General features: G+C 52.1%; 11 protein-coding genes and 1 tRNA gene. 6 read left to right on the forward strand and 6 right to left on the reverse strand.

From position 1 onward, the window contains the following. Window positions 1-101 precede the first annotated feature (101 nt). The 5 genes from ERD84_RS01305 to hemA all read right to left on the reverse strand — a co-directional run bounded on the left by ERD84_RS01305 (window position 102) and on the right by hemA (window position 4,312). Complete coding sequence (locus ERD84_RS01305; RefSeq protein WP_130037505.1) at window positions 102-674, reverse strand: UbiX family flavin prenyltransferase; 573 nt, start codon at window positions 672-674, stop codon at window positions 102-104. Continuing rightward, window positions 671-997 carry a Grx4 family monothiol glutaredoxin gene (gene grxD, locus ERD84_RS01310; RefSeq protein WP_130037507.1) on the reverse strand — a complete coding sequence of 109 codons (327 nt, stop codon included), beginning with the start codon at window positions 995-997 and terminating at the stop codon, window positions 671-673. The genes ERD84_RS01305 and grxD overlap by 4 nt, the downstream gene beginning before the upstream one ends. Before the next feature lie 41 nt (window positions 998-1,038). Then, a complete protein-coding gene (gene prmC / locus ERD84_RS01315; RefSeq protein WP_130037509.1) occupies window positions 1,039-1,896 on the reverse strand; it encodes a peptide chain release factor N(5)-glutamine methyltransferase in 858 nt (285 codons plus the stop codon). Further along, window positions 1,889-2,968 (reverse strand): peptide chain release factor 1, encoded by a 1,080-nt coding sequence (gene prfA / locus ERD84_RS01320; RefSeq protein WP_130037511.1) that lies wholly within the window; start codon window positions 2,966-2,968, stop codon window positions 1,889-1,891. The genes prmC and prfA overlap by 8 nt, the downstream gene beginning before the upstream one ends. Before the next feature lie 69 nt (window positions 2,969-3,037). After that, on the reverse strand, window positions 3,038-4,312 hold the full coding sequence (gene hemA / locus ERD84_RS01325) for a glutamyl-tRNA reductase (protein WP_130037513.1): 1,275 nt from the start codon (window positions 4,310-4,312) through the stop codon (window positions 3,038-3,040). 168 nt (window positions 4,313-4,480) lie between these two features. Between hemA and ERD84_RS01330 the strand changes: the two genes are divergently transcribed. The 4 genes from ERD84_RS01330 to ERD84_RS01345 all read left to right on the forward strand — a co-directional run bounded on the left by ERD84_RS01330 (window position 4,481) and on the right by ERD84_RS01345 (window position 10,968). Further along, a tRNA-Phe gene (locus tag ERD84_RS01330) sits at window positions 4,481-4,556 on the forward strand. 418 nt (window positions 4,557-4,974) lie between these two features. Continuing rightward, on the forward strand, window positions 4,975-8,073 hold the full coding sequence (locus ERD84_RS01335; RefSeq protein ID WP_130037515.1) for a type I restriction endonuclease subunit R: 3,099 nt from the start codon (window positions 4,975-4,977) through the stop codon (window positions 8,071-8,073). Beyond that, the gene (locus ERD84_RS01340; RefSeq protein ID WP_130037517.1) at window positions 8,067-9,704 is read left to right on the forward strand and encodes an HsdM family class I SAM-dependent methyltransferase; all 1,638 of its coding nucleotides are present in this window, start codon (window positions 8,067-8,069) and stop codon (window positions 9,702-9,704) included. The genes ERD84_RS01335 and ERD84_RS01340 overlap by 7 nt, the downstream gene beginning before the upstream one ends. After that, entirely contained in the window at window positions 9,697-10,968 is a 1,272-nt protein-coding gene (locus ERD84_RS01345) for a restriction endonuclease subunit S (RefSeq protein WP_130037519.1), read from the forward strand. Before ERD84_RS01340 ends, ERD84_RS01345 begins: the two co-directional genes overlap by 8 nt. Window positions 10,969-11,127: 159 nt before the next feature. Here ERD84_RS01345 and ERD84_RS01350 read toward each other — a convergent pair whose 3' ends face one another. After that, window positions 11,128-12,213 (reverse strand): hypothetical protein, encoded by a 1,086-nt coding sequence (locus tag ERD84_RS01350; protein ID WP_130037521.1) that lies wholly within the window; start codon window positions 12,211-12,213, stop codon window positions 11,128-11,130. Window positions 12,214-13,272: 1,059 nt separating this feature from the next. Between ERD84_RS01350 and ERD84_RS15910 the strand changes: the two genes are divergently transcribed. Together ERD84_RS15910 and ERD84_RS01355 are read left to right on the forward strand one after the other, a co-directional pair. Continuing rightward, the gene (locus ERD84_RS15910) at window positions 13,273-13,416 is read left to right on the forward strand and encodes a hypothetical protein (RefSeq protein ID WP_167667210.1); all 144 of its coding nucleotides are present in this window, start codon (window positions 13,273-13,275) and stop codon (window positions 13,414-13,416) included. A gap of 176 nt (window positions 13,417-13,592) precedes the next feature. After that, entirely contained in the window at window positions 13,593-13,892 is a 300-nt protein-coding gene (locus tag ERD84_RS01355; RefSeq protein WP_130037523.1) for a hypothetical protein, read from the forward strand. Window positions 13,893-13,908: the final 16 nt, after the last annotated feature.

Consider the following 13,908-nt stretch of genomic DNA (forward strand, 5'->3'; position numbering starts at 1 on the left):
AAATGACCAGGCCCTGCTCCCGTTCAGGAGCAGGGCCTAGCCTAGCCTGGTCTGGCCTGGTCTAGTCTGGCCTGGTCTAGTCTGGTCTGGCGACAATGAATTCAGGCAATCCCTTCCCAGTGCGGGCCCGGTACATCAATGCCAAATAGCTCCAGCACACGAGCGACGGTGTGATTCACCATGTCGTCCAGGGTTTTAGGATGATGATAAAAAGCTGGCAGGGGCGGGAAAATAATGCCGCCCATTTCGGTGACCGCCGTCATATTGCGCAGGTGCGCAAGATTCAGCGGTGTTTCGCGCACCATCATGACCAGGCGCCGACGTTCTTTTAACGTCACATCGGCCGCCCGCGTGATGAGGTTGTCGGATAGGCCATGCGCCACCGCAGCCAGGGTACGCATGGAACATGGCACAACCACCATACCAGCCGTGGCAAAACCGCCACTGGACAGCGTCGCGCCTACATCGCGGAAACTGTAAACACGATCAGCCAGCGCATGAACGTCTTGGCGGGTTTGGTTCAGTTCGTATTTGATATTGAGCACACCTGGTGGTGAAACCACCAGATGCGTTTCAACATCGGGCACATCGCGCAAAACCTGCAGCAGGCGTACGGCATAAATGGCACCTGTGGCGCCAGTTACCCCGACGACAAGCCGACGCTTGCTGGTCACGCAAGCGCCCCTGCCTCTTTCAATACAGTGCCAAGCTCGCCGTTTTCGTACATTTCGGCAATGATGTCAGAGCCCCCAACAAATTCACCAGCCACGTATAGCTGAGGAATGGTAGGCCAGTTGGAATATTCTTTAATGCCCTGACGTACTTCTTCGTCGTCCAGCACGTTAACGGTTACCAGCTTGGTCACACCCGAGGACTGCAACACTTGTATGGCGCGGCCCGAGAAACCACATTGAGGAAATTGGGCTGTGCCTTTCATAAACAACACAACCGGGTTTTCCGTAACGGTTTCACGAATAAAATCTTGTACTTCGCTCATTGCTTTCGATTCCAGGAAAAAAGTAATGGATGGCCTGTTGACTATCCTTGATTATAAATGCCACCGGTCACCCGTTCGATACCGGCCAGATCTTGCAAACTGGCAACCTGGGTGAAGCCAGCCTGTTGCAACAACTGCCGCACAGCCAAGGCCTGATCCCAGCCGTGCTCCAGATACAGCGCAGCGCCGGGTTTCAGCCTGGCCCCAGCCCCTTGCACAATGGTGCGCAGGGCGGAAAGCCCGTCGCTTCCGTCAGTCAGGGCCAGCGCCGGTTCGAATCGCAGGTCGCCTTGCCCAAGGTGCGGATCGCAGGCCGCAATATACGGCGGATTCGACACGATCAGATCAAAACCACTATGACCAACCAGGGCATCGTACCAACTACCCTGGAAAAACTCGACTTCGGCCCCCAACTCTTGCGCATTGCGCCGGGCAATTACCAGGGCGTCGGCACTTAAATCAGTGGCAGCAACCCTGGCGCCAGATACATTGAGCGCGATGGAAACGGCGATGGCCCCAGTACCGGTGCCCAGATCAAGAACACGAGGTGCCGGAAGCCCTTGTAGATAGTCTAACGCAGTCTCGACCAAAAGTTCGGTTTCAGGACGCGGAATCAGTACGCCTGGCCCAACCAGGAAGTCGCGCCCCATAAATTCCCTATGCCCCAGAATGTAAGCCATGGGCTCGCCGGCCAGCCGGCGCGACTGCAATTCCAGAAAACGGGCTACCGTGTCGGGGGCTAGCGGATCCCTGTCGTGAGCAATCAACCAGGCACGCGATACCTGCAAGATGTGCTGCCACAGCATATGCACTTCCAGCCTGGGCAGGCTGCTCTCTTGCGATACGCTATACACGCTGTCGAAATCAGCCTGGGCACCAGGCGTAGCACCGTCAGTCATGCCCCAAAGCAGCCAACTGCTCGGCCTGGTGCTCTGCCAGCAAGGCATTCGTCAATTCGTCCAGATCACCATCCATGATATGCCCCAGCTTGTACAGCGTAAGGTTGATGCGATGATCGGTGACCCGACCCTGTGGGTAATTGTAAGTACGTATGCGCTCAGAGCGGTCACCCGTTCCCACCAGGCTCTTGCGTTGGGCCGCCTCTTTATCGTGCTGCTCTTGCTGCTGCTTGTCTTTCAAACGCGCAGCCAATACCTGCAAGGCCTTGTCCTTATTGCGGTGCTGAGACCGGTCGTCCTGGCACTCCACTACCAGTCCGGTAGGCAAGTGGGTCACTCGCACGGCCGAGTCAGTCTTGTTGATATGCTGCCCGCCCGCTCCGCTTGCGCGGAAGGTATCAATACGCAAATCAGCCGGACTGATCACAATATCGCTTTGCTCATCAGCCTCGGGCAGCACCGCCACGGTGCAAGCCGAGGTATGAATACGGCCTTGAGTTTCTGTGGCAGGCACCCGCTGCACGCGATGCGCCCCCGATTCAAACTTGAGCCGGCCATACACGCCATCGCCGTCCACGCGCGCGATCACTTCCTTATAACCACCGACCTCAGACTCACTGGCAGACATAAGTTCAACACGCCAATTATTGTTTTCCGCATAACGGGTATACATGCGCAATAAATCGCCAGCGAACAAGGCGCTTTCATCGCCGCCCGTGCCTGCACGTATTTCCAGGAAAACACTACGGCCGTCATCGGGATCGCGCGGCAACAACAGGACCTGCAGATCAGCCTCCAGCTGCTCGAGCTTTTCCTTGCCCAGCATCAGCTCTTCTTCGGCCATGGCCCGCATATCCGGATCGGCCATCATCTCCTGGGCGGCCTCGATATCGCCCTCGGTAGACAAAAAATCATTGAATACCGCTACTACCGGATCCAGTTCCGCACGCTCACGAGATATCTTGCGGTAACGATCCATATCGCTGGCAATCTCGGGCTCAGCCAACAAGGCATCAACTTCAACCAATCGGTGAGCCAATTGCTCCAACCGATCACGCATGGAAGATTTCATAAATAAATGGGGAAAAACAGACGATTGAAAGAACGCGCACGCGGCCTGGCAGATACAGCCACAGCTTCGCTAACGACGGCGTTCAGTCGTAGGCAACAGGCGCGGCAACAGCGTCAGCAATTGCTGACGCTCGTCGTTGGCGCTGCGGTTCAGGGCAGCCAACGGTCCGTGCATATATTTTTGCGTGAGGCCGTGGGCCAGTTGTTCGAGCACAAGCTCGGGAGATTCGCCGCGCGCCAACAAGCGACGAGCTCGATCGAGCTCGCTTTGGCGTACCTGGTCGGCTGCCTGCTGAAAGTCGATAATGGCGGGAACAATTTCGCGCGACTGCAGCCAGTGCATGAAATGTTGTACCCGTGTTTCGATAATGGCTTCAGCCTGTACCACCGCCGCACGACGGGCATCGGTACCGCTTTGAACCATGCGGCCCAGATCATCGACCGTATACAGATAGACGTCGGCCAGCCGGCCGACCTCGGTTTCGATGTCGCGCGGCACGGCCAGATCGACCATGACCATAGGGCGATGACGCCGCGAACGCGTAGCCCTTTCGACCATCCCTAATCCAAGGATGGGCAAGGAGCTTGCCGTACAGGACACAATGACATCGAAATCGGACAGCCTTTCAGGAATGTCTGATAGCTTCATGGTCTTGGCCACAAAGCGCGATGCCAATAAATCGGCACGTTCGAGCGTACGGTTGGCCACCACCATGTTTTGCGGCTTTAGGGCCGCAAAGTGCGTGGCACAGAGCTCTATCATTTCGCCAGCGCCTATGAACAGGACGTTGGACTGCGACAAATCGCCAAACACCCGTTCGGCCAGACGCACAGCAGCTGCCGCCATCGATACCGAATGGGCGCCAATGGCGGTTTGCGAACGGACCTCTTTGGCCACCGAAAATGTGCGCTGAAACAATTGGTGCAGCAAGGTACCTAAAGAACCAGCCTGTTCGGCTGCCCGTACCGCGTCCTTCATTTGACCCAGGATTTGCGGCTCGCCCAAAACCATGGAATCAAGCCCGCTGGCTACCCGGAACGCATGGCGTACCGCTTCGTTTTGCTGATACTGATACAAATGCGGCTGTAAGCTGCCCGTTTCCAGGCGATTGAAATCGGCCAGCCAGGTTGGAATGTGCTCTTGCACCTGCGGTTCGGCCGCACAGTAGATTTCAGTGCGATTACAGGTAGAAAGAATGGCAGCCTCTTTGACCGACGAACCAAAGGTGGAACGCAGGCCATCGAGAGCCGGTTTGAGGACGTCGAGTGGAAACGACACGCGCTCGCGCACCGAAACCGGAGCTGAGACGTGGTTGAGACCGAAAGTTAAAACGTCGACAGACATATTCTTTTATATAGGGACGCAAGTGCTTGAATCGAACACGATTATAGTCGTCTTACGGGTTTTTACTGAAATTGGCGTTTGCGCTGGCGCAAGTTGCTGCGGAATAGCGTCCGACTACGTGGCGTAAAGCAGACATTTTCATTTTCGTGTATTATTTCGCCTTTCGATGGCCTGGTAGCTCAGTCGGTAGAGCAGAGGATTGAAAATCCTTGTGTCGGTGGTTCGATTCCGCCCCAGGCCACCATTCTGCTGTTCCAGCACGCTTCAAAACATCTGTGCCGTTAAGCATAAAACTGCCATTCGGAAGACTTATGCTTTAAATCCCGATTGGCGACATTATGCTTTATCGGGATCGAAGGTTAGACTCAAGGGTTTTGCCCTCAAATGCTTAAAAGCCAGTCAAATGACTGGCTTTTTTTGTTTGCGCCCGCCGCAGCCGCACAAGCCTCCAGCGCTCTTGACTTCCTTCTCCGATCGTTCTCGCCGTAACCTGCCACAACTGGCCTAATCGCGAACAGACAATCAACACATCGGTACAATAGTTCCGCAGGAAGGACCGCGACCTTTTCCCACTCTGGATCAGTAAGGGCTTCACCACGCCCAAGGGGCATGGTGCGAAGTCGCGTCGCACCATGTAAAAACACCAAGGGATTTGACTTAGCATGGAATTTAACGAAGACACTCGAGTAAAAATCCCGACCATCCTGCACCTGATGAGGCTAAGTTATCAGTATCTGTCGCTCAAAGGGCAACACTGGGATCTTGACACCAACATTTTCCCTGAACTTTTCTCGTCAGCGATAACCCGGATCAACCCCGGCATTGATGCGGTCGAGGTTTCCCGGCTACTGGAAGACATCAAACTACTGCTGGATAACGAAGACCTCGGTCGTGCTTTCTTTGAGCGCCTGAGCGACCGCTCCAACACCCGGCTGATTGATTTCAAGAACTTCAACAACAACAGTTTTCACGTCGTCACGGAACTGACCTGCCAGAATGGTGATGAAGAATTCCGGCCAGACATCACCCTGTTGATCAACGGTATGCCGCTGGTCTTTATTGAAGTGAAAAAGCCCAACAATCGGGAAGGGATACTGGCCGAGCGCGACCGCATCAGTAAGCGCTTTCAAAACCCAAAATTCAAGCGCTTTGCCAACATCACCCAGTTCATGATCTTCTCCAACAATATGGAGTACGACGACGGTGACCCCGAGCCTGTTCAAGGTGCTTTCTATGCCAGCAGCTCCTACCATGAACCAGCCTTCAATTACTTCCGCGAAGAAGAGGTACTGAACCTGACAGCCCTGCTAAAGCCGTTGCCGGAAGCAGATGAACTCAGGGTATTAAAAGACAACAACCTGGAAGTGATACGTAACAACCCTGAATTCCAGACCAACAAAGAACCAAACCGGCCAACCAACCGCATCTGCACCTCTCTACTTAACAGAGAGCGTCTGGCATTTATTTTGCGCTACGCACTCACCTACGTGTCGGAGATTGAGGGGCCACACAAGCACGTTATGCGCTACCCGCAGCTATTCGCCACCAAAGCCATTGAAAGAAAGCTCAATGAAGGCGTAAAAAAAGGGATCATTTGGCATACCCAAGGCAGCGGCAAAACCGCACTGGCCTTCTATAACGTTAGGTTCCTGACTGACTATTTCCAGAAGCAGCAGATCATTCCCAAGTTCTACTTCATTGTTGATCGGATTGACCTGCTGCAACAGGCGCAGTGGGAGTTCACCGCGCGCGGCCTGACCGTCCACACCGTCGACTCCCGCGAAGCCTTTACCCGCGACATCAAAGCAACCCAGGTGATCCACAACCATTCAGGTAGGCCGGAAATCACCGTGGTGAACATTCAGAAATTCAAGGACGACCCGGATGTCGTTTCGATCAAGGACTACGACATCGCCATCCAGCGCGTGTACTTTCTGGATGAAGTGCACCGCAGCTATAACCCCAAGGGCAGCTTCCTCGCCAATCTGAGCCAGTCCGATACCAACGCCATAAAAATTGGCCTCACTGGCACCCCACTGCTAGGCGACGACTACAACTCGCGGGCGTTGTTTGGCGACTATATCCACAAATACTATTACAACGCCTCCATTGCTGATGGCTATACCCTGCGCCTGATCCGTGAAGAAATTGCCACTAACTACAAAATGGCACTGCAACAGGCGCTGGAAGACGTGGAGGTGAAAATGGGCGACGTAGACCGAAAGCTAATCTACGCCCACGAAAGCTTTGTCGAACCGATGCTTGATTACATCATCAACGACTTTGAAAAAAGCCGGGGTGCACTTAACGATAGCAGCATCGGCGGCATGGTGATTTGCGACAGCTCGGAACAAGCCAAGCAGATGTTCGACATCTTCAACGCAGTCTATGCGCAACCTTCCAGCACACCTTATGACCTCAAGGATTCCGCACACGCCCTGATCGCCGCCGCTAAACCAGAGAGCTATGCCGCCAGAGCCAGGTTGAACCACAGGGTCAAAAACGCAGCGCTGATCCTGCACGATATAGGCACCAAGGAAGCACGCAAAAACTGGGTAGAAGAATTTAAGGCAGGGAAAATAGATTTCCTTTTCGTCTATAACATGCTTCTCACCGGCTTCGACGCCAAGCGCCTGAAAAAGCTGTATCTGGGCCGGGTGATTCGCAAACACAACCTGCTTCAAGCCTTAACCCGAGTCAACCGCACCTACAAAGGTTTCCGCTACGGCTACGTGGTGGACTTTGCCGATATCCGCAAGGAGTTTGACGCCACCAACAAAGCCTATTTTGATGAGTTGCAATCGGAACTCGGCGATGAAATGGAGCATTACTCCAACCTGTTCAAATCACAGGCTGAAATTCAACAAGAAATTGAACATATCAAGGACGTGCTTTTCCGCTTCGATATTGACAACGCCGAAATCTTTGCCAATCAAATCAGCCAGATACAAGACAGGCAAACAGTCCTGGCGCTGAAGAAGGCGCTGGAAAATGCCAAAAGCCTCTACAACCTTATTCGCTTGCAAGGCGAGTACGGCATTCTCAATGAGCTAGATTTCGCCAAGCTGAACATCCTCTATCGGGAAACCAGCAACCACCTAGATATGCTCAACCTTAAGGAACGCATCGAGCAAGGTACGGACACCACCAACCTGCTGAATGTCGCCCTTGAGGATGTCATCTTCAAATTCATCAAGATCGGCGAAGAAGAGCTGGTGCTGGCCGACCAGTTAAAAAACACTTTGCGCCAAACCCGTGAAGCGCTGACCAGCAACTTTGATCAGCAAGATCCACAGTTCATCAACCTCAAGGAAGAGCTGGAGCGATTATTCAAGAAAAAGAACCTCAGCGAAGTCACCCAAGATGACATGGTTGCCAATATTGGCGCGCTAGAAAAGATACTTGAGCGCGTCAAGGAGCTAAACCGCCAGAACAACCAGCTGCGGCAGAAGTATCTGGGCGACGCCAAATACACCCGCATCCATAAACGCTTGCAAGAGCACGGAGGAGTCAGTGATTCAGAGCGCAAGATATTTGAAGCGCTTACGGGTGTAAAACAAGATGCCGATGAGCAGATAGTCAATAACAGCCAGATACTGGACAACGAAGGTTACTTTGAGCGTCAGATGATGCCGCTGGTTATTGGCCGTTTTATGAGAGAACAAAAAATACAACTGAATGCAGATGCCTCACGCTATATCAATCACCTGGTGGTTGCCGAATACCTGAAAGAATTTAATACCGGAGCACGTTCGTGGTAGTAGAACTTGAGTTTCAACAAAAAACCAAAGCACTAATCGACAGTCTAAAAAGCATTTGTGCCAACTATGGCCTGGGTAACGATGGCAACGAATTCAAAATCATCACCCAGACTTTTCTGTACAAGTTCCTGAACGATAAATTTGCCTATGAAGCGAAGAAAATCAACCCAACCCTTGCCAGCGCAGAAAGTTGGGAAGCCGTACTGGCCGCCATGAGCGAAAATGACCTGGAGATGATGCAACTGCAAATGGGCGGCGACACCGCTCGCCTGAAACCGCAGCACTTTATCAGCCACCTGTTCAGCCAGCAGAACACCGCAGATTTCGCCAAACTGTTTGACGATACCTTGCTGGATATCGCCATCAGTAACAATGACGTATTCGCGGTAAAAACCGATGGCGGCGCAAAAGTGGTGCTGTTTGAGCGCCTCAGCCAATACATCGCCGATGATTCCAAGCGCGATGCTTTTTGCCGCGCCATTATCAACAAGCTAGTGGATTTCAGCTTTGAGCGCATCTTTACCCAAAAGTTCGACTTTTACGCCACCATCTTTGAATACCTGATCAAGGATTACAACAGTAATTCAGGTGGCAAATACGCCGAATACTTCACCCCCCATGCGGTGGCGCGCATCATGGCAGAAATCCTGGTACCCCGAACCACCCGCAGCAATGTGCGCAACGTCAGCGTATACGACCCGTCCGCGGGCTCCGGCACCCTGCTAATGAACGTAGCCCATGCCATTGGTGAAAACCGTTGCAGCATTTACACCCAGGATATTTCACAAAAATCCTCCAGTCTGCTACGCCTGAATTTGATTCTGAACAACCTGGTGCACTCCATCCCCAATGTGGTCCAAGGCAATACCATTTCACACCCCTACCACAAGGATGGCTCTGCCCTAAAACGCTTCGATTACATCGTCTCCAATCCACCCTTCAAACTGGACTTCAGCGATTTCCGCGATGAACTGGACAGCAAGGAAAACAAGCAGCGCTTCTTTGCCGGTATTCCCAAGGTCAAGCCAAAAGCAACAGATAAGATGGAAATCTATCAGTTGTTTCTGCAACACATCATTCACTCGCTAAAACCCGGTGGCAAAGCAGCCGTGGTCGTTCCCACCGGGTTTATCACGGCACAATCAGGTATCGACAAAGGTATCCGCCAATATCTGGTGGAACACAAGATGCTAGCCGGTGTGGTATCCATGCCTTCCAACATCTTCGCCACCACAGGCACCAACGTTTCCATCCTGTTTATGGACGCCGGGAACAAAGACAAGGTGGTGTTGATTGATGCATCTAGCCTGGGTGAAAAAATTAAGGACGGTAAAAATCAGCGCACCGTACTCACGCCAGCAGAAGAACAGCGGATTGTTGATACCTTTAATACCAAAGAAGATGTAGAGGACTTTTCCGTAGCGGTCAGTTATGAAGAGATTGAAGCAAAGAACTACAGCCTGAGCGCTGGCCAATATTTCGATGTGAAAATCGAGTACGTGGATATTACTCAAGCGGAGTTTACTGAAAAGATGCAGGGATTTACTTCAAACTTGGAAAGCCTTTTTGGCCAGTCTCGAAAACTAGAAGTTGAGATTAAAAAGCAGTTTGCCGGGCTGAAGTATGAATAATCTACTTAATGAAAAGCTCGGCAGTCTAGTAGGTGCCGGCGGGGGCAAAATTCATACAGGGCCATTCGGTAGCCAGCTTCATGCGTCCGATTATGTGCCAGAGGGAATTCCGTGCATTATGCCCGCGAACATGAGGAACAATAGAGTTGATCTTTCAAGTATCGCTTTTATAACTGAAGAGGACGCAAAGCGCCTTTCTAAATATATTGTCAAAAAAAATGACATCGTATATAGCCGTAGGGGTGATGTTACACAAAAGGCATTAATTCGAGAAAAAGAAGCCGGATACTTCTGCGGCACTGGCTGTTTATTGCTTCGACCAGGAAAGAATTTCGACGCTAGATTTTTGACCTATTACCTCAGCACCCCGAAAATTCAAAATTGGCTTATCAGCCAGGCTGTAGGCGCAACAATGCCAAACCTGAATACGGGAATCCTATCTAGCATACCTTTTCATGGCCCCAAAAAAGCGGAGCAAGAAAAGATAGCGGACGTGCTTTCTGCCGTTGACGAGAAAATCGAACTCAACGACCGCATCAACGGCGAGCTGGAAGCAATGGCCAAAACCCTGTACGACTACTGGTTTGTTCAGTTCGACTTTCCCGATGCCAAAGGCAAACCCTACAAAACCTCCGGCGGAAAAATGGTCTACAACCCGACCCTCAAACGGAGCATCCCGACGGGGTGGGAAGATGGAAAGGTGCTTACAGTCGCAGACTTACTTGGCGGGGGCACGCCAACAAAAGCAAAGCCAGAATATTGGGGCGGAGCAATCCCATTCTTTACGCCAAGCGATTCCAACAGAAATATCTTTTCACTGGAGACGGAGGACTACATAACTGAAGAAGGATTAAAAAACAGTAGCACTAGATTATTTGCGAAAAATACCGTATTCCTCACCGCTAGAGGCTCTGTGGGGCGGCTGGCACTCAATGCTGTACCAATGGCGATGAACCAATCCTGCTATGCCCTGAGCGCAAAAGACGGAATTAGCCATGTATTTTTGTTTTTCTTGACCAAAGAACTTATTCACCATCTTGAAGTAAAAGCAAGTGGCTCTGTGTTTAACTCGATCGTGTCTAATGACATAGAGCTCACCAGCCTTGCACTTCCAAAGGATAGAAAAGTTATCGCAAGTTTCGCAGCCATTGCAGAACCCATTTTTTCAAAAATTGAAACGCTAACCAACGAAAATAGGCAGCTTTCCTCCTTGCGTGATTGGCTCCTCCCTATGCTAATGAACGGACAGGTCACCGTCACATGATCAATATCCTGTTCCGGCTATTGCTGACATTTAATGCGAGCTAGCGCTCAGCATCTATGGCGGCGGCTTCGCCGCCATGGCGCGTGCCCAACTGAAATACAGCAGCGATGCGCAGCTGCGCTAATTGCCCAGGCGCGCCTCAATAGCTCAGGCAAACTCTCAATGTGAGTAACGGCGCTGCATTTCGAGCGCTTTTTTCAGCTGCGGTACTGCTGCCTTTCCAGGCCAGCGTGCCAGCATAAACACGACTGAATTAGGCTCCCAGTAAAACTGACTTATACGCAAGTAGGGATCAACATTGGGTCCCGAGAGCGTCGTGACCGCCATTTTTAGTCGACGCCGGAACTCCGCCAGGCTACATGTCGACCCCGAATGGCGAAGCAAATAGTCATGCGTCAGGGGGTACGGTCCAGACTGCGTGCGCAAGTAGCACACCAGCCAGCCGGCTAAGCCAGTGAACTCAGCAAGTGCGGTCGTTGGCATGCTAACCCACATACCACGGCGTAGTAGGACCGCGAAGGCTTCATCCACGCGCACCGTGACCGTCGTTTTACCTAACTCCCCGACCTTAACGTCGCTTACTATCAGGCGGCACAGGGGCTGCTGGACATCACCCAATGACAGCTCACAGCGAACCGCGCCTAAACGATCGAAGCTGCTCAATAGGGAATCATAGACATGCCGACCAGGCTTAAGCCCCATGGCAAACGCAAACCGGTAAAGTGATAACTCTACCTCTTGGCCTAACGGGATCGCAGTCGGACCATTGCCACGGTAGAGATTTAAGCACGCCCCCAGAACCCGGCGATCCTGGCCGTTAAGGCGCGGACCTGAGACTGTCAAGGAAACATCCCCGTCTTTTGTTTTCACGATGGGCACGTCCGCAGCGCTCAATTCAGACTCACCGCTGGCGGCCGAAAACAGTGCGGAACGCAACAACGTGCTGGGCAGCACAAGGTGGCGCTCGAGCGCAATGGGAGCGTAAATACGCCCGCAGTATCGCACCGCTCCGCGCTTACGGGCATTGAGCAAATCCTCGGAGCTTGCTTTTGAGGGCAGTTCGAAAACCGCTAGACTTTTAGTCGCACGCTCGATGCCGCGCGCCCTTTTTTCATAATCTTCAGCAGCATGCTGCATGACACGTTTGGTCAACGGGTCATCGCAATCGAAAGATTCCCGCAATAATATTCCTGCCATGCATCGAGGGTCGGGCTTCCGATTTCCCACAGGATCGGGTTGGAACATACTCAAATTTAGTCTCCTGTATAGGACAAAGGGCCACGGCGGCTCACAAAGTTGTCTTATGTATAGAAGAAAACCTGAATATTTATACAGCAAAATTTGTTACGACGCCGGGCTCGATGGAGAGAACGCTTGCCACTGGCACATACCCAGCTTGCCGCCGACCCATACGGGAAGGTTGCCGTCAACCCATACTCTCGGACACCGGACCAACGAAATTAGCTGCAATTAGAAGGCCGATTCAGCACCGCCAAGCACCATATAGAAATATTATTATTTACAGTATCTTATATAGGACAGCATAGGCTGATACCGCCGCACTCGCATAGAGGCATGCAACGCGCATCATTCGCCTACCAGCCATGGGATCGACTTCCTGGAATATTGCTCGATTCTTGATTGCGCGCCACCGTTTCTACCGAATATCGGGTAGCTGTATGGCGAAGCATCTGCGCAAGACTTAACACTATTGATCCTGGTTGAGGCTGCGGAATGCTTTGCATACGGCTAGGTCGACCATCACGCCATGCGGGTCGACTCTCCACTACGGGCGAAGATCACCCCACCTCAACCAAGATGAATAAGTGGGCGCAGTGACCACTCCTTTTGCCCCCTCAAATTACATGGCGCCGTACGCCCTAAGCAGGCAAAGTGCTATTCGCGATTGATATCCCGGGATGACCTCTTATCCTGGCACATACGATACATGCGGATAACCTTGGCCATCCCAATAGGGACGAGCAGGTTTTTTGCTCTGCTTGCGCAGCATGACCGTGCCGTTTCCCATTAGCTTCACGGCAAAGTCAAAACTGCTGCCAGTTTTGACTGTCGCAGACTCGACTAAGCCCAAATTTCGCTCCTACGCGCGCTGCCATAGGAGAACGTTGGCGATGTTCGCAAAAGAGCTCGGGCTTATCTTCCCCGTCTTCCAAAAATAGGTGGGGCGTGACAAGCCTCGGATTCTACGTATTGAGGCTTAAGGCCGAACTGGTAAGAATAGGGATTTTCATGCTCCATGAGGATCACATGCCCCTACTAGCCGCATTAGACGAGTGTGTTTCTATGCTTACCAAGATTTCGATCTATGCCGAGCTAGGCCTAGAAGAGCCCCATTTGCACCCTTACGCGCTCCTGTCCATTCGGCAGTGTTGCGTGCAGGTCGACGAAACACTTTGCGGCATCTTTGGTATGGTCGAGCAAGACTAGCTACTTCAATGGCCAGCCTACAGCCCCAGTTTTTGGGCCATCGCCACATACCGCCGCACGGTTGACTTAATTATTGATCGTCGTGGGTTTACCTTGTCCTCTAGGACAACTCTGGAGAATGTGAGCACTACAGAGTAAGATAGACTGATGCCGTAGACTTTCCTAGAGGTAACCGTATGCCTGCCGACGCCTCCTTTACCTCACAACTACCTGCCATTACGCTTGCCGCAGTAGAAGAACAGGGGTGGGACTATATTGAAAAGCATCTTGCCCAGGCAAATAGGCTGGTAGTCATGTCTGGTGGCAACGCTGAAGCTGTAGTCGTGAGCGTGCCAGAATATTTAAAGCTAGTCCGAAATATTCAAGGCATTGCAGCAGCCCCTTTACCCGACAGCAGCAAAACCGTGTCTTTGCAAACTCTACGGGAGCGCTTTGACAAGCGATTGGCGTCGTTACATAAGCCAGACGCTACTTAGCACCCAAGCCCCCATA

This window comes from Pollutimonas harenae (genome assembly GCF_004153685.1).
Taxonomy (GTDB): domain Bacteria; phylum Pseudomonadota; class Gammaproteobacteria; order Burkholderiales; family Burkholderiaceae_B; genus Pusillimonas_C; species Pusillimonas_C harenae.